Source organism: Xanthomonas sp. 3498 (assembly GCF_014199795.1).
Taxonomy (GTDB): Bacteria; Pseudomonadota; Gammaproteobacteria; order Xanthomonadales; family Xanthomonadaceae; genus Xanthomonas_A; species Xanthomonas_A rydalmerensis.
Genome location: NZ_JACHOH010000005.1, coordinates 45,617 through 66,882, shown reverse-complemented (window position 1 = coordinate 66,882; position 21,266 = coordinate 45,617). Strand labels below are relative to the sequence as shown.

General features: G+C 65.3%; 17 protein-coding genes and 1 pseudogene. 15 read left to right on the top strand and 3 right to left on the bottom strand.

Annotation, left to right across the window (positions count from 1 at the left end; all coding sequences use genetic code 11):
• Window positions 1-142: 142 nt before the first annotated feature.
• Window positions 143-1,165 (bottom strand): sugar kinase, encoded by a 1,023-nt coding sequence (locus tag GGR66_RS14970; RefSeq protein WP_184448807.1) that lies wholly within the window; start codon window positions 1,163-1,165, stop codon window positions 143-145.
• 295 nt (window positions 1,166-1,460) lie between these two features.
• Here GGR66_RS14970 and GGR66_RS14965 point away from each other — a divergent pair, with 295 nt between their 5' ends.
• The 5 genes from GGR66_RS14965 (at window position 1,461) to GGR66_RS14940 (ending at window position 11,483) form a co-directional block, all read left to right on the top strand.
• Entirely contained in the window at window positions 1,461-4,253 is a 2,793-nt protein-coding gene (locus GGR66_RS14965; protein WP_184448806.1) for a TonB-dependent receptor, read from the top strand.
• A gap of 421 nt (window positions 4,254-4,674) precedes the next feature.
• Window positions 4,675-8,487, top strand: a complete 3,813-nt coding sequence (locus GGR66_RS14960) for a LamG-like jellyroll fold domain-containing protein (protein ID WP_184448805.1) — start codon at window positions 4,675-4,677, stop codon at window positions 8,485-8,487.
• A gap of 567 nt (window positions 8,488-9,054) precedes the next feature.
• Window positions 9,055-10,062 carry a hypothetical protein gene (locus GGR66_RS14950; RefSeq protein WP_184448803.1) on the top strand — a complete coding sequence of 336 codons (1,008 nt, stop codon included), beginning with the start codon at window positions 9,055-9,057 and terminating at the stop codon, window positions 10,060-10,062.
• A 281-nt stretch (window positions 10,063-10,343) separates the two neighbouring features.
• Window positions 10,344-10,829 carry a hypothetical protein gene (locus GGR66_RS14945; RefSeq protein WP_184448802.1) on the top strand — a complete coding sequence of 162 codons (486 nt, stop codon included), beginning with the start codon at window positions 10,344-10,346 and terminating at the stop codon, window positions 10,827-10,829.
• 75 nt (window positions 10,830-10,904) lie between these two features.
• Entirely contained in the window at window positions 10,905-11,483 is a 579-nt protein-coding gene (locus tag GGR66_RS14940; protein WP_184448801.1) for a hypothetical protein, read from the top strand.
• A 428-nt stretch (window positions 11,484-11,911) separates the two neighbouring features.
• On the opposite strand, the pseudogene GGR66_RS21220 reads toward GGR66_RS14940, so the two are convergent.
• Window positions 11,912-12,118 (bottom strand): annotated as a pseudogene (locus GGR66_RS21220) (transposase); the annotation flags it as partial.
• Here GGR66_RS21220 and GGR66_RS21215 point away from each other — a divergent pair.
• The 3 genes from GGR66_RS21215 (at window position 12,083) to GGR66_RS14920 (ending at window position 13,578) form a co-directional block, all read left to right on the top strand.
• Window positions 12,083-12,721, top strand: coding sequence for a hypothetical protein (locus tag GGR66_RS21215; protein ID WP_255421719.1), 639 nt, complete (start codon window positions 12,083-12,085; stop codon window positions 12,719-12,721). The pseudogene GGR66_RS21220 and the gene GGR66_RS21215 overlap by 36 nt on opposite strands.
• A gap of 64 nt (window positions 12,722-12,785) precedes the next feature.
• A complete protein-coding gene (locus GGR66_RS14925; RefSeq protein ID WP_184448799.1) occupies window positions 12,786-13,049 on the top strand; it encodes a hypothetical protein in 264 nt (87 codons plus the stop codon).
• A 70-nt stretch (window positions 13,050-13,119) separates the two neighbouring features.
• A complete protein-coding gene (locus GGR66_RS14920; RefSeq protein ID WP_255421718.1) occupies window positions 13,120-13,578 on the top strand; it encodes a T6SS immunity protein Tdi1 domain-containing protein in 459 nt (152 codons plus the stop codon).
• Window positions 13,579-13,684: 106 nt separating this feature from the next.
• On the opposite strand, the gene GGR66_RS14915 is transcribed toward GGR66_RS14920, so the two are convergent.
• Window positions 13,685-14,362, bottom strand: coding sequence for a hypothetical protein (locus GGR66_RS14915; RefSeq protein WP_160967250.1), 678 nt, complete (start codon window positions 14,360-14,362; stop codon window positions 13,685-13,687).
• 295 nt (window positions 14,363-14,657) lie between these two features.
• Here GGR66_RS14915 and GGR66_RS14910 point away from each other — a divergent pair, with 295 nt between their 5' ends.
• The 7 genes from GGR66_RS14910 to GGR66_RS14880 all read left to right on the top strand — a co-directional run bounded on the left by GGR66_RS14910 (window position 14,658) and on the right by GGR66_RS14880 (window position 20,823).
• A complete protein-coding gene (locus GGR66_RS14910) occupies window positions 14,658-14,912 on the top strand; it encodes a hypothetical protein (RefSeq protein WP_255421716.1) in 255 nt (84 codons plus the stop codon).
• Window positions 14,913-15,159: 247 nt separating this feature from the next.
• The gene (locus GGR66_RS14905) at window positions 15,160-15,441 is read left to right on the top strand and encodes a hypothetical protein (protein ID WP_184448798.1); all 282 of its coding nucleotides are present in this window, start codon (window positions 15,160-15,162) and stop codon (window positions 15,439-15,441) included.
• Window positions 15,442-15,500: 59 nt separating this feature from the next.
• A complete protein-coding gene (locus tag GGR66_RS14900; RefSeq protein ID WP_184448797.1) occupies window positions 15,501-15,947 on the top strand; it encodes a hypothetical protein in 447 nt (148 codons plus the stop codon).
• 660 nt (window positions 15,948-16,607) lie between these two features.
• Complete coding sequence (locus GGR66_RS14895) at window positions 16,608-17,000, top strand: hypothetical protein (protein WP_184448796.1); 393 nt, start codon at window positions 16,608-16,610, stop codon at window positions 16,998-17,000.
• 119 nt (window positions 17,001-17,119) lie between these two features.
• The gene (locus tag GGR66_RS14890) at window positions 17,120-17,551 is read left to right on the top strand and encodes a hypothetical protein (protein WP_184448795.1); all 432 of its coding nucleotides are present in this window, start codon (window positions 17,120-17,122) and stop codon (window positions 17,549-17,551) included.
• Window positions 17,552-17,689: 138 nt separating this feature from the next.
• A complete protein-coding gene (locus GGR66_RS14885) occupies window positions 17,690-18,154 on the top strand; it encodes a nuclear transport factor 2 family protein (protein ID WP_255421715.1) in 465 nt (154 codons plus the stop codon).
• A 290-nt stretch (window positions 18,155-18,444) separates the two neighbouring features.
• Window positions 18,445-20,823, top strand: a complete 2,379-nt coding sequence (locus GGR66_RS14880; protein ID WP_184448793.1) for a TonB-dependent receptor — start codon at window positions 18,445-18,447, stop codon at window positions 20,821-20,823.
• The last annotated feature ends 443 nt before the right edge of the window (window positions 20,824-21,266 follow it).

Here is a 21,266-nt window from a genome sequence, read left to right as displayed (position 1 = left end):
GCCGCGGTGCCGGAACTGCCCGCACAGCATCAAGCATCAGGACTAAAAAACCCGCCGCAGCGCAGCGCCAATCCGCAAGTAAAACCCACACCGCCAGCGCCGCAAAACCAATCCCCAATCCCCAATCCCCAATCCCGGCCTTTCAACGCCTCACATCGAACCGCGTCGCCCCCACGCAGGCCTGCACCTCGGCCTCGCTCAGCGCAAGCACGTCGCCCGGTAGCGTGTGCTTGAGGCAGCCGGCGGCCAGGCCGAAGCGGATCGTGGCGGTGTCGTCCCAGCCCTGGCTCAAGCCGTGCAGCACGCCGGCGGCGAAGGCGTCGCCGCCGCCGATGCGGTCGACGATGCCGCTCAGTTCCTCGGCCGGTGCCTGCGCCACGCTGCCGTCGCGGCGCAGCAGCATCGCGCCCAGGCTGTGCCGGTCCACGCTGTGCGCCACGCGCTGGGTGCAGGCCATCGCCTGCAGCTGCGGGAACGCGGCGAAGGCATCGCGCGCGCCGGCCTCCACCCGCGCCTGCACGCTGTCCTGCGGGTAGCGGTGGCCCAGCACCACTTCCAGGTCGCGGTAGTCGGCGAACAGCACGTCCGCCTGCGCCAGCAGCTGCCGCAGGATGCCCGGCGCATCGCCGTTCCAGGCCTCCCATAGCTTGGGGCGGTAGTTGCCGTCGAACGACACCCGCGCTCCGGCCGCGCGTGCCGCCAGCGCCGCCGCCAGCGCCGCCGCCGCGCCGCGTTCTCCCAGTGCCGGGGTCACCCCGGACAGGTGCAGCCACTGCGCGCCGTGCAGCAGCGCCGGCCAGTCGTGCTGGTCGCCGGCATCCAGCGCGAAGGCCGAGCCGGCGCGGTCGTAGGTGACTTCGCTGGGCCGATGCCCGGCGCCGGTGCTGAGGAAGTACAGGCCCATGCGCCCTGGCACGAAGCGCACCCCGGCGGTGTCCACGCCATGCCGGCGCAGTTCGCCGGCGGCGGCCTGGCCCAGCGGGTTGTCCGGCAGCACGCTGACCACCGAGACGGCGTGGCCGAAATGCGCCAGCGCCACGCCCACGTTGGCCTCGGCGCCGCCCACCTGTACCTCCAGGCGCGGGGTCTGCAGCAGGCGTTCGTGGCCGGGCGCGCCCAGGCGCAGCAACAGTTCGCCGAAGCAGACGATGCGGGAAGCGGTCATGGCGGGCGGGTCCGGCGGCCGAAAGGACGCCAAGCATGCCGCGAAACGCGGACGTCGGCCAGAACAAGTGACCAGCGGTGTCATTTCTGTGCGCCAGCAGGCGCTTCGGCACTGGCCGGCGTCGCGCTCTTGCGCTATCTCATTGACTGCAAAGACCCTCTTCCCGCCTAGCACTCTGTTGCGCTGCAAGATGCCGCAATGTTTCGCAACTGTTAACGTTGATTTTGACCAGCGGTGTCATTCGCGACAACGCCCGCAGTTCCACGCCGTCATGTAACCCTTGGGAGGGGAGGACATGCAATCACGTACCGAACGCCGGAAGACACCGGTTACCTTGCTCGCGCTGTCGATCGGCCTGGCCCTGCAGGCCGGTGCCCTGCAGGCCGGTGCCCTGCAGGCGCAGGAGGCGCCGGCGTCCGCGCCGCCGGCCACGGCCTCGGCCGATGCCACTACCGAGCTCGACACCGTCGTCGTCACCGGCTACCGCGCCAGTGTCGAGAAGGCGCTGGACATCAAGCGCGCCGAGAAAGGCATGGTCGACGCGATCGTCGCCGAGGACGTGGGCAAGTTCCCCGACACCAACCTGGCCGAATCGCTGCAGCGCATCCCCGGCGTGGTCATCACCCGCGACGCCGGCGAAGGCCGCAACATCTCCGTGCGCGGCCTCGGCCCGGACTTCACCCGCGTGCGCATCAACGGCATGGAAGCGCTGACCACGGTGGGCGCCAGCGACCAGAGCGGTGGCACCAACCGCGGCCGCGGCTTCGACTTCAACGTGTTCGCCTCGGACCTGTTCACCCAGATGGTGGTGCGCAAGACCGCCTCGGCCGACGTCGAGGAGGGCTCGCTGGGCGCCACGGTCGACCTGCGCACCGCGCGGCCGTTCGACTACGACGGCTTCACCTTCGCCGCCAACGGCCAGGCCACCTACAACGGCATGTCGCAGAAGGCCGATCCGCGCATCGCCGCGCTGGTCGCCAACACCTGGGCCGACGGCACCTTCGGCGCGCTGATGTCGGTGGCCTACTCCGAGCGCCAGGTGCTCGAGGAAGGCAGCGGCACCACGCGCTGGGCCAACGGCCCCAGCAACAACGGCTACAGCCCCACCTCGCCGTTCGCCGCCGCCAACAGCGCCAACGTGTTCAGCCCGCGTATCCCGCGCTACACGCAGATGGAGCACGAGCAGAACCGCCTGGGCGTCACCGGCTCGCTGCAGTGGAAGCCCAACGACAGCACCGAGTTCTCGCTGGACGGCCTGTACTCAAAGATCGACGCCAAGCGCGACGAGCACTACATCGAGGCGATCAGCTTCAGCCGCGGCCGCTCGCAGAACGGCAAGCCGGACATGATCGTGCGCGACGGCTACGTCGACCCGGCCTCCGGTGCGCTGCTGTACGGCCGCTTCGACAACACCGACATCCGCTCGGAGAACCGCCACGACGAGTGGAACACGGTCTTCAAGCAGCTCACCTTGAACGGCGAGCACCGCTTCAGCGACACCTTCAAGATCACCGGCGAGATCGGCACCTCCAGTTCCAAGCACCGGAACCCGATCCAGACCACGGTGATCATGGACAAGAACAACGTCGCCGGGTACAGCTACGACTACCGCAACAGCTACACCTCGCCGGTGTTCAACTACGGCATCGACCCGACCGCCGCCAATGGTTGGACCCTGGCCGAAGTGCGCATGCGTCCGCAGTCGGCCAACAACAGCTTCGACACCGGCTCGCTGAACTTCGAGTGGAACCTGGGCCCCAACTTCACCCTCAAGGGCGGCGTGCTGGCCAAGAACTACGGCTTCGACACCAAGGAGTTCCGCCGCGCCTCCGAGACCAGCGTGCCGACCTTCGCTACCGGCAACCGCATCGTGCCGACCGACCTGGTCGCGCTGGCCGGGCTCAAGGGCATCGAGGGCACGCCGTCGAACTGGGCGGTACCCGACCTAAACGGCATCGCCGACGCGCTGGGCATCTACAGCGGCACCGGCACCTGGACGCTGACCGAGCGCGCGGTCAACACCCGCAGCGTGGAAGAGAAGGACCGCGGCGCGTGGTTGATGGGCGACTTCGCCTTCGACATCGGCGCGATTCCGTTCTCCGGCAACGTCGGCGTGCGCTACGTGAAGACCACCCAGTCCTCCACCGGCTACGCCCTGGTCGGCTCCAACCTGATCAACACCACGGTCGAGCGCACCTACAACGACACCCTGCCGTCGCTGAACCTGGTCGCCGAGATCACCCCGGATTTCCTGATCCGCTTCGGCGCCGCCAAGGTGATGACGCGGCCGGGCCTGGGCAGCCTGACCCCGGGCGTGACGGTCGCCGTCGCCGGCGGCGCGCGCACGGTCAGCGGCGGCAACCCGAACCTGGATCCGATCCGCGCCAAGACCGCCGACCTCGGTTTCGAGTGGTACCTGCAGGAAGGCGCGATGCTCGGCCTGGCGCTGTTCTACAAGGACATCGACAGCTTCGTGCAGACTGCGCGCACCATCGCCCCGTACTCCAGCAGCGGCCTGCCGGTCAGTCTGCTCGACGGCACCGGCGCGGCGGCCAGCGACGACTTCGTCTTCAGCGTGCCGCTCAACACCCCGGGCGGCAAGCTCAAGGGCGCCGAGTTCAACTACATCCAGCCCTTCAGCTTCCTGCCGGGCAAGTGGGCCAACTTCGGCACCCAGCTCAACTACACCTACGTGCAGTCGAAGATCCAGTACGTCACCGGTACCGGCGCGCTGTCGTTCAACACCGACCTCACCGGCCTGTCGAAGAACTCCTACAACGCCACGCTGTTCTACGAAGGCGAGCGCTTCAGCGGGCGTGTGTCGCTGACCCACCGCGACGGCTACCTGACCCAGGTGCCGGCCACGGAAACCGGCTTCGACGTGCACGGCATGCGCGGCACCAACGTCGTGGACGCCAAGCTGACCTACAAGATCGACGAGAAGATCGACATCAGCCTGGAAGGGTCGAACCTGACCAACGTGCCGTACTACGAGTGGGTGCAGACCAGTGCGGGCGGCGCGCAGTTGCCGCTGACCTACAGCGAGACCGGCCGCCAGTACGCGATCGGCGTGCGCTACAAGTTCTGAAGACTGCGTTCGCCGGTGCCGCGCTGCGGCATCGGCAACGCCCCGCTGCCCGCATACTCGCGGGCCGGGGAGGGAGGTCGCCGCGCGCTGTCATGGCGCGCGCCGATCGCAAAGGAGCGAGATGAAACAGGCAATGTGCCGCAGCGCCATGTGCGCTGCCCGTGGTGTGGCGGCAATGGGGGTCCGGGGATGGCAGCGCCTGGAGGCATATGCGATGCGATGCCTGACCGCCATCGGCTCCGTATGCACGCCATCGGATGTGCCGGCATCGCGCGTCGCGGCTGAAGCCGCTCCTACACCAGCATCTGCTCTTCGTAGGAGCGGCTTCAGCCGCGACGGGCTTTCCCGATCCACTTTGGCACTCCAGAGCTGTAACGCACGCATCGCCAACGCGAAGGCTCCACGCCGCATCGCACACTGCTTGGCCCTGCTCTGCACCCTCGCACTCCCCACCATCGCCGCAGCCGCCGCACCCGAACTCCTGTTCCGCGTCTCCGCCGACCACGGCCTGGACGCCGACGTCGCCCAGGGCGATGCAACCCCCAACTTCCGCGACAAGATCGCTCTGGTCCCCACCGGCGTGTCCGGGCAGGCGATCGAATGGGCCGACGACGGTGTGCTGTCCTGGAATGCCCCCGGCAACATCTACACCCAACGCGGCACGCTGTCGTTCTTCTGGCGGTCGCGCTACCCGGTGGGCGAAGCGCCGTTCGTGATCTTCCGCGTCGGCTACGCCGACCACACCAGCTGGGACATGGCCTGGCTGCGCATCGACTGGAACGGCCACGGTTTCGATGCCTTCGTCACCGATGCCAACCTGGCGCGCACCCGCGTCTCCTTCAAGCTCGACCGCAACCCGGCGCCCAGTGCCTGGACTCACCTGGCTTTCGCCTGGGATGAGACCCGCGGCGTACGCCTGTACGTGGACGGCAAGGAAGCGGCGCGCGTGGACTGCACGCAGGCCTGCGCCGATGGCGGCTCGCTCGACTTCGACGCCGCGCTCGACCAGCTCGGCCTGGCCGCGCGCGTGCTGGCGCCGCACCAGGTGCAGAGCCGCTACAACTTCCTGCGCGGCAGCGACTTCGACGAGATCCGCGTGTACGACCGCATGCTCGATGCCGCGGGTGTCGCCGCCCTGGCCCGGCAGCAGGAACCGCGCAGCGCCGAGGCCGTACCCGACAGCGCCGCGCGCAACGCCTGGCTGCACCGCTTCGGCTGGGACCACGGCCGTGCACCGCCGGTGCTGGACGCGCCATCCACGCGCATCCGCAAGGTCGAGTTCGCCGACGCCAAGGACCTGAAGGAGTGGATGTGGAAGGCGACGGATGGCATCGCCGAGACCACCTGGCCCGGCGTGTACAACCGCTCGCGCCTGCCCGGCCGCAACGACTACTTCCAGCTGCCCGACTGGAACGTCTACGTCGAAGGCGGCAAGGCGCTGGACCTGGCCCTGCCCGACGAACCGTTCAACCGCATCGAACTGCGCGGCGCCGCCTACGGCCAGGCCACCTATGCCGCCGATGGCGCCACGCCTGCGCCGTTGTTCTCGCGCGCCCAGGGCACGGTGCGCAGCGTCGATCAGTTCGAACGCAGACGCGGCGGCCACCTGCGCTTCACCAACGTCGCTCAGGAAACCCCGATCCAGGAGATCTGGGCCTACGACGTCGGCGCCGGCGCCGAGCCGGCCAACCCCAGCGCCACGCTGCGCTACACCGTGCACAGCGACATCGCCCCGGACTACGCCAACCTCGCCGCACTGCGCGCCTACATCGCCGGGCGCTACCCGCCGGACGAGCGCAGCACCGTGGTCGCGCTGCCGAGCAAGGCGCCGTCGCGCAAGCGTGCCGAGGAAAAGACCGCGGTGCCGCCGCTGCCCATCGTCCACATGCTCATCCCCTCCAACCTCGGCGACGCCCCGGCCGCGCAGCCGCTGATGCGTAGCTGGTCGTACGGCTGGGAGAACATGCACGACGGCCTGGACGGCATCGCCATCGACTTGCCGGCGCTGCAGCTGCCGGCCACGCACAACGGCCTGATCCCGCTCAACATCCGCGTCAAGGACCCCATCTGGCCCGGCCGCGACATGCTCGACGTGTCGGTCTCGGTCGCGCCCGGGCGGGCGCGCACGCTGTGGCTTGACCTGCGCGACCGCATCCTCGGCGACGACAGCCTGATGCTCAGCATCGCCTCGGCCGCCCCCGGCTTCGACGCGCGCGCGCTGGACGGCGCGCAACTGCGCCTGCTGTTCAAGCCGCGCGCGCAGGCCAAGGCCGAGCACATCGCCGACCGCTTCAACCAGGTCAAGGACAACTGGGGCTTCCTGGTCGAGGAACACACCACCTCCAAGCGCCAGCGCCTGTACGCGCGCCTGGATGCCGACATCCACGACCTGCTGCGGGTGGATCCGGACAACGCGCTGGGCCGCCAGTACTGGGCCGACATCAGCTACGGCAACCAGGGCCCGCTGCCGGTGCAGTTGCCGCAGCCGCCCAAGGGCGTGCCGGGATGGGCGTTCTGGCAGCTGGAAGACCTGAAGGCCACGCGCCGCTACATCCACTGGTGGATCGACCAGCGCCAGGTCGACTACGGCGATTTCGGCGGCGGCATCTCCGACGATTCCGACCTCACCCAGCAATGGCCCGGCGTCGCCCTGATGGGCGTGGACCCGGACAAGCTCAACGCCTCGCTCACCGCGCTGTCCGACGCCAACTACCGCAACGGCATGTTCACCGACGGCCTCTCCACCATCGAGACCGACGAACTGCATTCCTACGAAGACGGCATCAACATCAACAGCGCCATGCTCTATCTCAACTGGGGCGACCCGCTGACGGTGGAGCGGCTGATGCGCACGGTGAAGGCCTTCGACACAATCATCCAGGTCAACCCGCAGGGCCACCTGCTGTTCGCCAGCAACTGGTTCGGCGGGCGCAAGGTCTACCGCGAGCCGAACTGGCAGTGGCAAAAACCCTATTCGTTCCCGATCCTGCACCCGGCGCTGCTGCTGGGCGGCTACAACGCCGACCCCAACAGCCGCCGCATCGTCACCGGCCTGGCCGACGGCTACCTGGCCCACGCCTACACCGACGCCAAGGGCCAGTGGGCGCTGCCCAACGAGATCAACTGGGCCACCGGCAAGACCCGCGGCGGCAGCCTGTTCGACGGCAGCGGCGGCCCCGACACCCTGCACACCTTCTGGGCCGCCTACCGCTGGACCGGCGACGCCCGCTACTTCCAGCCCATCGACTACCGCGTGGCCAAGGCCGGCCCCGGCGGTCTGTCAATGCTCAACGAGAACTTCCTCGACGTGCTCGGCAAGCGCGACAGTTGGGGCGCCAGCCTGGCCAAGGCGGCGGCCGACGCCGAGGCCGACGACGCCCCGGACTTCGCCCACCACGTCGCCTGGGAACAGAGCGGCGACCCGCGCTGGCTGGAAACCCTGTACCGCGCCGAGACCCGCGACAAACTGCAGACCTTCTACATGAACACCGAAGGCCATTGGTGGAGCGACCGCGTCGAATCGCCCACCGTGAACCTGCAGCGCGCCCGCCTCGGTGGCGTCGCCCTCAAGCGCAACCAGACCTACCCGGGGCACACCGTCAGCTGGCGCTTCGCTGACCCCGAAGGCGCGGTGCAGGTGGCCTTGCTGCTACCGAAACCGCGGCAGGATCGCTTCACCGTTATCGGCTACAACACCAGCGGTAAGACGCAGCAGGCGCAGATGACCGGATGGAATGTCACCGCTGGGCAATGGCGCATGCGCTCGGGTGTCGATCGCGATGGTGATGGGAAGATCGATGGCAAGGCCGCCACGCGCGAGTTCACGTTCGAGAGGAGCGGGGCGGTGGATGTGGAGTTCCCGGCCGGCAAGACGGTGGTGATGGAGTTCGAGCTGGTTGTGTCTGCGGCGGTTCCGGTCGAGCAGCGGCCGGATCTGGGGATTGGGCGTGGGGATGTGCGGGTGGCTGGCGATGCTATTGAGGTGATTGTGCACAGCCTTGGCCATGCGGATGCGCCGGCGGGATACGTGGTGTTGGAGGATGCGCGTGGCCGGGAACTGGCACGGGCGGCGTTTCCTACCTTGGAAGCGCCGCGGGATTTGGAGCCGAGGACGGCGCAGGTGTGGTTGGTGGTGCCGGGTGGAAAGAGCGCCAAGGGAGGACGGGTGCGTGTCGTCACCGAGGGCGACGTGGCGGAACTGACCCAGAGAAACAATGCATTGGATGTGCCCTGACTTAATCGGGGCCTGAATCAAGACACACCCTTTGCCTAGCGGGCCGCCCTCACCTCGGAATGTTCCCGACTGACGGCCGCATTTGTCTCCCCAAAAAGTGTGACGCCGTGCTAGAACAGGATCGTCTGTGGGGGAGAACGGACTTCCATCGGACCTGATTGGACGGTTGCGCCTGCGGGATACGCGGCGCAGCGCGTGCATCTGCAATGGGAACGCTAGAACGCCACGTTATTCTCAGGGGGAAATCGATGTTTACCAAAGTCTCGATCATCGCGGCGCTGGCTGGATTGGCCATGTGCCTGGCTGCTGCATCTGCGGACGCACGTGTGCGTGCGTCTGGTTCACACCATACAACCAGTCATGGTGGGCATTACGCGTCGGGCCATGGGTCTTCGCACAAGGGTGGTAGCTACCGTAGCCCGAGTACCAACAATCAGTACCGTCGGCATAAATCCTAGCCTTTCGTGGTGGGATAGGTATTGGTCCGCTATTTAAATACTACTTTGACCCAGCTAAACACGTGGCTTCGTTCGGGTGGAGCCCAGTCATCAGTACCGTCTTGCGGTCATGGACGATCCCGCGAGCAGTGCAGATGCGCGCCAACAATTCGCCCAAGCCGACGTCGCTTCGCGGCGCGACGTAATTCAGGGGTTAGGTGCCAAGATGAAGTTACTCGATGACCTGATCGAACTACTCGGTGACGACAACGCAAGCCTGAAGTCGTCGCTGATCAAGGCGCAGATTCTCGCGCACCGTCTTGGAGACGAAGAACTTGGTCGCTGGGTTGAGCACGAACTTCGGGGCTATCCGAGTGACGCGGGAGTGCCACCCTACCGGGTTCTTCACCTAATGCTCGTTGGCCACGTTAGCAACGGCTACTATCACTACAGCAATCAGACGCTACCCACTCATCATCTAGACCCGGATATTCGCGAAAAGCTGACCACGAATCGGATAGCCGATAGTGTATCCGCAATCGAAGATTGGGCTCAAAAAGACAATATCGCGGTCACGATCCCATCCGAGGTAATGGCGCTTCTGTCGAAGCCTCTCTCCGACACTTACTATGTTCAACAAGCATGGGGAAGATTCGGAATCGGGGCCGGTCAGGGCATCCTGACGGAGGTTCGCTCGCGCCTGCTGGAGTTCTGCCTAAAGATATCCGACAAGATCCCTGCAGATACCCCGGAGAAGGATGTGCGTAATAAGGCAGAAAACGTTGGAGCGAATGAAATTTTTCGTAACGCAGTTTTCGGCGACAACGCAACGATCGTAGTTGGCAGCGGGTCAATCCGTGACATCACGAATTCAGTCAATAAAGGTGATATCCAGTCATTGCTGAGGGGGCTCCATAACGTCGGAGTGCAACAAGCAGACTTATCAGATTTGCAAAGCGCGATCGAGAGTGATGCTTCCTCTGCGGAGCTTGCCGAGCGCCAGTGGGGGCCAAGGGTGAGTGGGTGGGTGGGGTCAATGATAGGTAAGGCCGGAACGACCGCGTGGGAAGTAACAAAAGCAGCCGCAGGCAATATTCTTGCCACAGCAATCGGAGCGTTCTACGGCTTTGGCACCTAAGAATTCATTAAAGAAGACGCCGCTTCGAGAAAAAATAGGAGTTAGAGTGAAATTTTGTGTGTGCGCCACGATAAAGAAGTCAGGTTAAATTAGTCGTTGATCATGGTGGGGTTGCGTGGCCGATGGGGCTGGTCTGGCATAAGCGAAGCGGCGGGTCTTGGCCTCGACCATGCCGCGAAACGCATCGTGGCCGAGAGCCCGCTGTTGCTGGAGGTGAATACGGATGTCGGCAAGGGATAACGGGGTCAGGTTGACTTACTCATTGATTATGGTGGGCTCGTGTGGCCGATGGGCTGGCCTTACACCAGCGAAGCTGGCGGGTCTTGGCGAAACTGTTAAGGATGCAGGCGCGATTTGCTACTTATGCGAATGCGGGTCGGACGACTAAGAAAAAGCGCCGCTTACCGGTGGGCCTAACAATTGATTCAAGCCAAATCCACGTCGCGGGCCGGCTTAATTCTGGTTTTAGCCGTCAAGGAGATTTTATTATGGATTCTGTAAGTGTAGAAGAGCTAAGCCGGGATCACCTCTTGCATTACTGGACAATTTTTGCTTATGCGCCAGGAGAGGAATATTGTCGTGAGGTTTGGCGAAGCCTGCGACTGCTTCCGTTAGTCGGGGCAGATCATCCAGGCAATATCATCCCAGTTCTGCATGTGCAGGTCTCCGCCATCTCTGATGCTGGGATCGCTCCACTGATTGCGCGCCTAGAGCAACTTGACCCTGGAGCCGATAGGCGTATTGTTCGCGAGTTCATCAGAGATTGACTGCTAACAATTTGTTCAGCCGAGACCGCTTCGCGGTTCGGATTAATTCAGGTGTTATGTCTCTCTAGGAGCAGCATGGGCACTCGGTTCACTACACGGCTGCGCGACGCCATCGTTGCAATTGACGACGCAGATAACTTCAAGTGTGTAAAAGCAACTAGCAACTCTCTTTACACGCCGCTGTATGCCGCAGGAAAGTACCGCTGGATGAAGGTAATGGAGTCAGATGGGACTTTAGTTGCTTGGCGGACTGTAAGTGGCGGAGATGGGAGGCAGCCTGTTGAAGCTACGCATCTAACCTTTGGGGTGGTGATCCAATCGGAGGATGCAACCTCTCAAGTAAAAGCCAATCCTTTGGGCAAAGCATTTCTGACAAAAATTAGTACCGGAATCTTTGTGGACCTTAGCGATGGCAGTAGGCGCAGGATTGACAATCTGCTTGTTGTGTTCGTCCTGCCCAAGGGCGCAGCAGCCCATAGGCAGAAAACCTTCGCGCGCGCCAAGAAGTATGTAAACAATACTGCTGAGTTAGTCGAGGACGTGGTAGCAATCGAGGTTCCTCGCGGAGCGAGCGCCGAGGACATCAAACTCGCAATCATTGAAGAAGTGCGACCCTTTCTGTTTGGTGCCGGGCGCCCAAAGAGCGAGACATAAGGCGATAACGGGGGATAACGGGGTCGGATTGACTTATTCGTTGATCGTGGTGGATTTGCGTGGCCGATGGGCTGGCCTGACACCCGCGAAGTGGCAGGTCTTGGCCTCAACATGTCGCGAAACGCATTGTGGCTGAGAGCCCGCTGTCGCTGGAGGTGAATGCGGATGTCGGCAAGCAGTTCGTCGCTCAGGACTTCATGAAAAGAGGCGCGATAAGCGCTGAACCGCTCGGATGAATTATTCCCCAGAGCGAACCAGTACGGATTGGCGTTAGTGCCGCGTGTTACCGCTGATCGAGATTGGCTAGCGCAACTAGACAAGCGGTACGCGGTCGGATCCTCGATGAGACGAGCGCGTACCGAGTTGAGTTCGATGTAGCGATAGCAGCGCAACACATAGTCGGCGCTGTCCATAAGGCATGACGTGTAGTGCCCTTCCCAGAGCGTGCCGATACGGCCGTGACGGCCATTGAAGATGGCGACATAGTGACGACCGAGTCGCTGCATTAGCTGTCCGACCCTTCCAGCCTCCGGCGGTGTGGCAAGCAGGTGCACATGGTTGTCCATCAAGACGTAGGCATGTAGCTGGCAGCCGGTGGCGTGCAGGGCATCACGCAACATGTGCAGATAGCGCATGCGGTCGCTGTCATCCAGAAAACATGGAAGGCGATTATTGCCGCGCTGTACGATGTGTTGGGGTATGCCAGGAAGATCAAGGCGAGGAAGACGAGCCATGCCGGCAAGCATGGTCACCGATCGCTATCACCGACATCGAGCAAGCTCCGTGACAATTGTCAGGCATCGCCGTGTCGGCGTGTAGGAAGTGAACCTGACCCCGTTCTTCCCGCCGGCCTGGTTTCATTGAAACGAATCCTCCTTACGCGCATGCCCTCAAATTGGAAGTGGCCCAGCACATTTCACCTCGGCTTGCTCCGACCGAGGTTCGCCCTGGCCGTTCTTCTGGTTTGGATCCCGGGGCTGAGCTTTGCCGGCTATCTCGATAGCCGGAGCGGCGAGTTCGCTACGCCGGTGTCGCTGGCCGTTGCCGGTGTTGTTCTTGCTCTATCAGCATTGTCGTTTTGGCGTCTTGCTGCGAACGAGCGGACGTGGATCAGGGTGATGCGTCCGACCGTCGATCGCGCGTCGCATCTTTCGGGCGTGCGTGCTGGCATCTACATCACCGCGCCTGCCGCATTGTTCTGCTTTCTCAAGGCCGCACACCTCTGGTGGGCCACCTGAAGCAAGCTACTCGTTTAGCGTCTCGCCGCGCCATCAGCACAGCATTCATAGGTCGCCATCCCCCATGACCACATTCCAATTCCAACCCCGCTGGAAGGAGGAACTCGTCTGCACCGGCCCGGGCAGCGAATTCGTTCTGGATTTCCCGATGGGCGTGCCCACGGTCTACGTCCCCACCGAGCACGCGTGGGCGCAGAGCGCACCTGCATGGGCGCGCGACCTGTGGCCGGTGTTCAAGGCGGAGCTGGAAGCCTGGTGCCAGGCGCGGGACGTGCAGTTCTTTCTGGATGGCTCTGCCAAGTGCTACGGAGCTGTCGCCAAGGCCTAGGTGATCACGATGAACGCAGGCGGACGCGCGTGCCTTGGTATCCTAAGCCGCCATCGCAGCAAGGTGTCCAATGAGCGAGAGTACAGAGCGTGGTGACGCGACGAACGTCCCGCTGTATTACCTGATTACGCCGGAATCGCACGAGGTGCTCGGCCCCTGGGCGGACGCGTTCCCGGCGTACACTGTCGTCGTCGGCTACTCGAGTCTCGGCCACTTCTTTTTGCATGATCCGGCCAGCCAGGATTACGCGGTGTTGCATCCGTTCAAGGCCGCGGGCAAGTCGTATGGCGCGCATGCCTCTACCGCGGCGTTCGAGGCGGCCATCCTGCGCGATCCGGGCTTTGAGGAGTACGTGCTACGCGGCGACCACGTACGGGAAATCGCTGCGCGTCTCGGCCCGTTGAAGCCTGGACAGATCTATATCCCGCAGCCCTATCCGACGCTGGGCGGAACGGAGGCACCTGAAACGTACGACAAGGGCGATGTGTGGGTGTTCGCTGACCTCGTCGCGCAAAGCGTGGGTTTGTGACGCAAACTGGAATCACACCGCGGGGCGCGATCTTCTAAAGAAAACCCAGGCGGCACCGGATCGCCGCCTGGACCACACCGAACGAGGGAACCGCAGAGGCTGCGCCTCAGTGCTTCGCGGCCTTGCGCCGGTACACACCATTGAAGCTCACATTGGCTCCGCCGCACTGCAGGTTATCCGAGACGACCATCAGGTCGCCGAGCAGTTGCAGGCGGACCTTGCAGTCGTCCTCGCTCAGCTCCAGCCGATTGCCTTCGGGAAAGCCGCGCGCGGTGACGGCGCCCAGGTTCGGGCCGCCGGGCCTTTCCTCGGGACTCGGGTTGGCGCTGGGCCAGTAGGCATCGCCGTTGGCGGTGATGGTGCCGTCGCCATTGGCGATCAGTTGCAGTTCGTTGTCGCCGTCGTGCCATTGACCGACCCAGGCCTGCGGCTTCGGGGCGGCCGTCGCCGGCAGTGGCTGCACGCTCGACGCCGCCACCCAGCCGGCGCTGCCGCCGACCTTATTGGGGTAGAACGCGCAGACGAAGCCGCCCTGACGCTGCGCCAGGATCACGGTGTCGTCCTTGACCACATAGGCGCGCTGCCGGCACGCGGCCTCGCCCTTGGCCGGGCAGCCGTCGTCGTCGTTGAGCAGGTACAGGCGCGGCACCGCGACCTTGGCGAGCGAAAAACCGGCCGTGCTCATGGGGAAGCCGCCGTTGCGGCACATCGCGGTGTCCTCGTCCGGGGCAGCGTGGGCCAGTGCGGGAACCGCCAACAAGGCGAGCAGCCAGGTCTTGTGCATCAGAGTCGCTCCAAAGGTGGGGAGACAGTGTGGGCCACCGGGGGTGAACCGGTGGCGAGCGAACGATGGGCGAGGAGGTGGCGGCGTCTGGCCGGCATGACGCTGTGGCGCGCGGCACGGCTCATCGCACGTCATGCGCGTCGACCAGCGGCATCGACGCCGGCGAACGCCTCGGACTGTAAGGTGGATGCCATCAGGCACACCGCGGGATAGCCTTGCGTCGATCCAGGCTTCAGACGCAAGAGGGTGGTGGCATGGCAGTGAAGTACCGGGCGGGCGATGTCTTCGCGGTCCCTTGGACACGGCGGTGTATGCGCTCTGCCAGGTGCTGTGGGCGCCGCAGGGCGACTATCGCAAGGTGGTCGGCTTCTGTGTGCTGGAACATCAGGCCTCGGCCCCGACGCTTGGTCCGTCGCCGGCACGGCCGCTGCCGGTGCGCGATGGCGACAAGGACATCCGATTGCTGTTTACAGGCGCCCAGAAGCTCAGAGTGGCGAATGGCAACTCATCGGTCACGCGCCGCTGCCCAGCGACGCCAGGGAACGGCTGACCTTCCACATCACCGGCGCCTTGCACGAGGGCGATACCTTCGTGCGGATGTTGTCGGTGGACGAGTACGCTCGCTATCCGTCGATGTCGGTGCTCGGATTCGAGCTGGTGCAACGACTGCTCAGCGACAGCCGGTGATCGAGGGCACCGGCCGTTGACGGGCACTTGCCGCTCGGCGAGCATCGCATGCAGGTTCAACGGGGCGTGGCCGGCGCCGCACATCACGTCTGTCTGGATCAGGTGACACCATGCCCGCAAGTCTGCTGACCGAGGTCGTCCTGCGCCCACTGTTCGAGATCGTCCTCTACGGCCTGTGCTATCTCGTCGGCATGCTCGTGGTGCCGGCGTTCTCGTTCGGCTATTACAGCGTCGAACCGTGGAGCAGCAAACGGCGCAGCAAATCCGGCAAGCGTAGCGCCTATCTGGCCCCACGCGTGGTCTCGGCCGACGCGGCGGCCTTCTGGGGTGGGTTCGCCCTGGTGGGATTGGGGCTGTTGGGTTATGCGCTGTGGAGCGCGGCGGGCGCTTAACCTCGAAGCGGCTGCATCGCGCTACGCTTTCTGGCCTTGGACTGCAATGGATTGCACCTATGCCGCATTCCGGCACCTGCTTCATCACGCGATACACGCTGTCGGCGCTGCGCGATCAGATTCACCAAAGACCCGAACTGGTGATGGCGCTCGAAGGCTTGATCGAGGTAGAAGAGGAACACTTCCCTGATCCACCGACCTACGCTGCGCTGTCGCATCTGACGCGGTGTAGCGCTTGCCAGGCCTGGAGCGCGCTCTGGCTGGAGGCACAGTTTCCCGAGAGCGGGGCGTGGCGCGAGCGCGTCGCTCGCTATTGCTGCTTCAGCATGTTCGAGGCAGTGACCAAGCCGGACAGGGTGGTGCGGATCGGGTTCGAGTTGTTCCGTGGCGAGGATCCGACCTGGTACCTCAATGACGCGATCTGCGTGCAGTTCTGCCCGTGGTGCGGGCAGCGACTGCCCGATCGTCCGTTCGAGCCGGATCTGGAGCCGGAGCAAACACCGTGACCCAGTGCCGCCGCCGCGTCGCCGCGACCGCTTCAGGGCAGCCGCGGCGGTGGACCTCCCTGCGGGCTCCTGCCGAGGTTGCGGATTCGCCAAACGGATCCCAGGTCTTTGCCGGCGCGTGGCGACGCCGGCGCAGAACGGCACGCGATGAGGCAGCGGGTACTCACCCTCGCGGTCGCGCTGCTGTCCGCCGGTTGGGTGCTGCCGCTGTGGCGCGGCGTCGAGGCATGGCGGACGTTCTGGCAACGCCAGGGCGCGGCGCCACTGCAGCATGCTCATCCGGCGACCCTGCCTTCGCCTCGGCCCGCTTCAAGCTCGCCAGCGTGTGGCTCGCCGCTGCGATCGGCATCTGGGCATATCCGGGTGCGCGTGCCTGTCTACGCAGGATGCGATGAGTTGTCATGCAGGCGTGCTGGAATCGATGTGGCCCGTTGCGGCGCGGCGGGTCCGGATCCGGTGGACCTGTCGCTGCAAGCGACGCATGCGCCCGCGGCGGTTGCCTTCCGCGTGTCGCAGGTCTGCATGACGTGCGGCGCCGCTGTCCACCTGGACCGACGCGCATGCGTTTACCCTCCGGAACCGCCCATCCGTGCATGCTGTGACGCATGCCGCGCCGATGCGGGCGTCCGCCATCCGATCGTTAGAGAGTCAAGTTGCCGCATGCATCCCGTTATTCACTTCCGCTCCCGCCTGCTTGAAGTCAGCGCCGAGCCGGAGAATCCGATCAATCCGATCCGCGGCAGTTCGCTGCTGGACTGGCTGCGCGTGCGCGTGGGCGACACCATGGCGTTGTCCGAACCGGATCCGGAGGATTGGGGCTGGGCCTCCGAAGCGGAATGCCAGGGGCGCACCTACCTGGTCGGCGCCTTCGCCGAGGAAGAGGTCGACGGCAACCACACCTGGATGCTGCAGATCGAGAAGCAACGTTCGTTCTGGGAGCGCATCCTCGGCCGGCATGCGATGACCGACGACGATCCGTGCTTTGCGCGGGTGCATGCGCTGATCGCGGCCGAACCGCGGTTCACCGACCTGACGGTGGAGCGCGAACCCTGACGGCCGCCGCCGTCTCCGTGGCATCGCTGTACGCTGCCCCAAGATGATGCCGCCGGTTGCAGCACACTCGCCATCGCGCTTGGGTATGCTCGGCGGCCCGTCTCCATCCGCGTGCCACGATGCCGATCCGAACCCTGTCGCTGTTTCCACTGCTGTTGATCGGCATTGCGCCCGTGCTGATGGCAGCGCCCAAGCATTGCCTGCCGTACGGGCCGACCCAGGTCACCTTGTCCGGCACGCTGGCGCCGTCGTCCGTCGAACCCGCCGCGCCGCATGCGCACACGCATGCCGATGCCGGTGCGGCAGCCACCCAGGAAGAGGTGCTGATCCTGCCGCAGACGTTGTGCGTGGCGGCGTCGGCGGACGGACGCCAGCCGCGGCACGAGCAGGTGCGTCAGCTGCGGCTGGCGGTCACCGCGGACCAGGCGGCGCATCTGCGCGAGGAAGGTGCCGGGCAGGTAGTACGGGTAACGGGACGGTTGGCGCATGCGCCGGCCGGCCCGGACGCACCGCCGCTGCGCCTGAGCGTACTCGGAGTGGACAGCGATTGAGGCACGCCCTGATGAGGTGCTGGCACGCGCGGCCGCGCCCGCATTGACGGCGCGCAGTGCCTGGTCGAGGATCGCCGGGCCGCGCCTGGCGGCCCAAGGGGTCGGCGATCCATGAGGGGAATGCGGTTCCTGTGTGCGATGAGCCTGTGGCTGAGCGCGTTCGCCGCGATCGCGGGCGAGTCGCCGGTGAGTACGGTCCAGACGTTCTATGCCTGGGCGATCGCGCCCGAGCATGCCGACGGCGACGTTGCGCAGGTACGGCATCTGCTGGGGCGGGAATTGTTCGCGGCGCTGGAGGCGCAGCGCGCCTACGAGGCAGCCTGCGCCAGGCAAGTGCAGGCAGACGTCAAGCCGCACATGCTGGACCAGAGTCCGTTCTTCCTGTGGCCGGACCAGCCCACCGCGATTGTCTCGACGATCGCGCAGGTCAAGGGCGACACCGCCCGGGTGCGCGCCCGCCTGGCCGTCGATAGCCTGCAGTGGACGGACACGGTGGTGCTCGGCCGGCAGGACGATCGCTGGGTGATTCTCGACATCGCCTGGCAGGAAGGAACGCTCACCCGGCGCCTGGCCGAATTCGCCGCGCAGCGCTGCACGCCTTGATGGCCACTGGCGCGGGCGGGGGCGTCCGTGCCCGGGGTGTCTGCGCGCTGTGGTGATGCGCAGGCCTGATCAGGTCGCGGTGGCGCCGGTCCTCGGATGTCCGCAGCGGCGGCGTGGCGCGACGTGAAGCGCTCACGCGTCGTCGCGTCGCGGCCCTGGCGCCGCCATTGCAATGGCGGTGCAACACAAACGACATATCGTGCCGCGCTGCGCCACCGTATGGCGCATGCCGTCGCGGGCTGCTGCGCAAGCCGAACGGACTCGATTCTGCGCGCTCACAAGGATCCGACATGCTGCATCCCCAACTCTCCCCGCGGCCGCTGACCGCGCGCGCCGCGCCGGCCCGTACCCGCCTGGCGCAGGCCTGCGCCGCCCTGGTGCTGGCCTCGGTCGCCGCCGCCGCCGCCGCGCAGGACAGCGCGCCGTCGCTGGCCGGCAGCGAGACGCGGCCGGCCAACGCTGCCGGCAATGGCGATGCGGCGACCTCGCTGGACACCATCATCGTCACCGCCGAGCACCGCGAGCAGAACCTGCAGGAGGTACCGGTGTCGGTGGGCGTGGTGCAGGGCGAGGCGATGCGCGACTTCACCGCCGGCGGCGACGACACGCTGCTGGCGCTGTCCGGCCGGGTGCCCAGCTTCTACGCCGAAACCACCACCGGCCGCATCTTCCCGCGCTTCTATATCCGCGGCCTGGGCAACATCGACTTCTACCTCGGCGCCTCGCAGCCGGTGTCGATCATCCAGGACGATGTGGTGCTGGAGCACGTGGTGTTGAAGTCCAACCCGGTCTACGACGTGGACCAGGTGGAAGTGCTGCGCGGCCCGCAGGGCTCGCTGTTCGGCCGCAACACCACCGCCGGCATCGTCAAGTTCGACAGCATCAAGCCCAGCGACGACTACACCGGCCGCGTCACCGCCAGCTACGGCAGCTACAACACGGTCTCGGTCGACGGCGGCATCGGCGGCCCGATCAACGACGTGCTGTCGTTCCGCGTGTCCACCTTGTACCAGCACCGCGACGACTGGGTGGACAACACCTACAACGGCCCCAGCGCCGACGGCACGGTCACCCCGAAGAAGGACGCGATGGGCGGCTACGACGACCGCAACGCGCGCCTGCAGCTGCTGCTGAAGCCGAGCGAGAACGTCTCGCTGCTGGGTTCGTTCCACACCCGCGACTACGACGGCACCTCCACCCTGTTCCTGCGCGGCGCGCTGACCAAGGGTTCCAACAAGGTCGACGTGCCGCGCGACCAGGTGGCCTACGACGAAGCCCACGACAACCCGCAGGCGTACAAGACCCACGGTGCCTCGCTGAAGGCGATCTACGACTTCGGCGGCGTCTCGCTGACCTCGATCAGCGCCTACGAGACCACCTCCGGCTACAGCCGCGGCGACACCGACGGCGGCGCCGCGGCCAACTTCCCGGTCAATGGCGTGCCCAACGGCTACGGCCAGTCGATGGGCCAGGTGCGCGACCTGGACCAGTACACCCAGGAACTGCGCCTGGCCAGCGAAGGCGACGCCCCGCTGCAGTGGCAGGCCGGCGCGTTCTACTTCGACGGCAAGGACACCACCGACTTCTACCAGCGCGCCTACTTCCTGCAGACCGCCGCACGCAATCCCAACAACTGGGTGCGCCTGCACAACAGCAACACCTCCTGGGCCGGCTTCGGCCAGCTGACCTACAAGGTCACCGACGCGCTGACCCTGACCGCCGGCGTGCGCCAGACCCGCGACAGCAAGGAGACCAAGCTGCTCAAGACCGCCGACACCGCGGCCGGCGTGGTCACCTACAAGGGCCGCCGCGACGTTCGCCTGGCCGACACCCAGCCGAGCTGGGACCTGAGCGCGATGTACGAGCTCAACCCGAACGTCAACGTGTACGCGAAGGTTGCCCGCGGCTTCCGTGGCCCGACCATCCAGGGCCGTTCGGCGGTGTTCAATTCCGACTTCACCACCGCCGATTCGGAAACCATCCTGTCGTGGGAAGCGGGCATCAAGAGCAACCTGTTCGACAACCGCCTGCGCCTGAACGTCACCGGCTTCACCTACACCGTCGACGACATCCAGCTCAACGGCAACGACTCCAACGGCAACGGCGTGCTGTTCAATGCCGACAAAGCCAAGGCCTACGGCATGGAAGCCGATCTGGACTGGCGCCCGATCCCCAACCTGTCGCTGACCGCCGGCCTGAGCCTGCTGCACAGCGAGATCCAGGACAAGCGCGTATACGCGCAGGTGTGCGGCCTGAACGGCGTGGTGGTGTGCACGGTGAAGGATCCGACCATCCGCATCGGCAGCAACACCTTTGCCCAGATCGACGGCAACCCGCTGCCGAACGCACCCAAGTACAACGTCAACCTGGCCGCCCGCTACGACATCCCGGTCAACGACGGCGGCGCGTTCTTCGTCGCCACCGACTGGAACAAGCAGGGCTACACCAGCTTCGTGCTGTATGACTCCACCGAATTCACCTCCGACGGCAACTTCGAAGGCGGCCTCAAGCTGGGCTATACCGGCGACTACGGCGCATGGGAAGTGGCCGCGTTCGCCCGCAACATCACCAACGAGAAGAACCTCAAGGGCGTGATCGAGAACTACATGGCGGCCGTCTACAACGAACCGCGCATCGTCGGCGTCTCGTTCAACCTGCACTGGCACTGATCGCAGAGCGTCGTAGCACCACGTCGGCAGCACCTGCCGGCGCCAGCGGGCGGGAGGACGAGAGTCCTCCCGCCCGTTTGCGTTTCTCAGAAGCATGTTGCCGTAGCTGTAGCCCCAGCCATATCCCTGGCCGTTGCCGTTGCCGTTGCCGTTGCCGTCGCTGTTGCTGTTGCTGGGCTTTGGCTGTCGCTTTTGATTTGCCGGGTTCCCTTCCGAAGCGGCGGCCAGTTCGGGGAAAAACCCGAAGGGCGGCGCACAGGGATGTGCGCCGTTCGCGGCAGGGGCAGGATGCCCCTTCCGCGAATCCCCGGGCTGGACGCGAACCCGGAGCGCGCAGCGCGGAGGGCGCGTAGGCAGGGCGCGCTTTCTTTTGGTTACCTTTTCTTTGCGCGAGCAAAGAAAAGTAACTCGCCCGCAAGGGCGAAAGCCTTTGCTTTTGCTTG

Excerpts from the sequence above, each read along its gene's own strand:
- GGR66_RS14970 (WP_184448807.1), bottom strand. The coding sequence starts at position 1,165 with ATGACCGCTTCCCGCATCGTCTGCTTCGGCGAACTGTTGCTGCGCCTG.
- GGR66_RS14965 (WP_184448806.1), top strand. The coding sequence starts at position 1,461 with ATGCAATCACGTACCGAACGCCGGAAGACACCGGTTACCTTGCTCGCG.
- GGR66_RS14950 (WP_184448803.1), top strand. The coding sequence starts at position 9,055 with ATGGACGATCCCGCGAGCAGTGCAGATGCGCGCCAACAATTCGCCCAA.
- GGR66_RS14940 (WP_184448801.1), top strand. The coding sequence starts at position 10,905 with ATGGGCACTCGGTTCACTACACGGCTGCGCGACGCCATCGTTGCAATT.
- GGR66_RS14925 (WP_184448799.1), top strand. The coding sequence starts at position 12,786 with ATGACCACATTCCAATTCCAACCCCGCTGGAAGGAGGAACTCGTCTGC.
- GGR66_RS14920 (WP_255421718.1), top strand. The coding sequence starts at position 13,120 with ATGAGCGAGAGTACAGAGCGTGGTGACGCGACGAACGTCCCGCTGTAT.
- GGR66_RS14915 (WP_160967250.1), bottom strand. The coding sequence starts at position 14,362 with ATGCACAAGACCTGGCTGCTCGCCTTGTTGGCGGTTCCCGCACTGGCC.
- GGR66_RS14905 (WP_184448798.1), top strand. The coding sequence starts at position 15,160 with ATGCCCGCAAGTCTGCTGACCGAGGTCGTCCTGCGCCCACTGTTCGAG.
- GGR66_RS14900 (WP_184448797.1), top strand. The coding sequence starts at position 15,501 with ATGCCGCATTCCGGCACCTGCTTCATCACGCGATACACGCTGTCGGCG.
- GGR66_RS14895 (WP_184448796.1), top strand. The coding sequence starts at position 16,608 with ATGCATCCCGTTATTCACTTCCGCTCCCGCCTGCTTGAAGTCAGCGCC.
- GGR66_RS14890 (WP_184448795.1), top strand. The coding sequence starts at position 17,120 with ATGCCGATCCGAACCCTGTCGCTGTTTCCACTGCTGTTGATCGGCATT.
- GGR66_RS14885 (WP_255421715.1), top strand. The coding sequence starts at position 17,690 with ATGAGCCTGTGGCTGAGCGCGTTCGCCGCGATCGCGGGCGAGTCGCCG.
- GGR66_RS14880 (WP_184448793.1), top strand. The coding sequence starts at position 18,445 with ATGCTGCATCCCCAACTCTCCCCGCGGCCGCTGACCGCGCGCGCCGCG.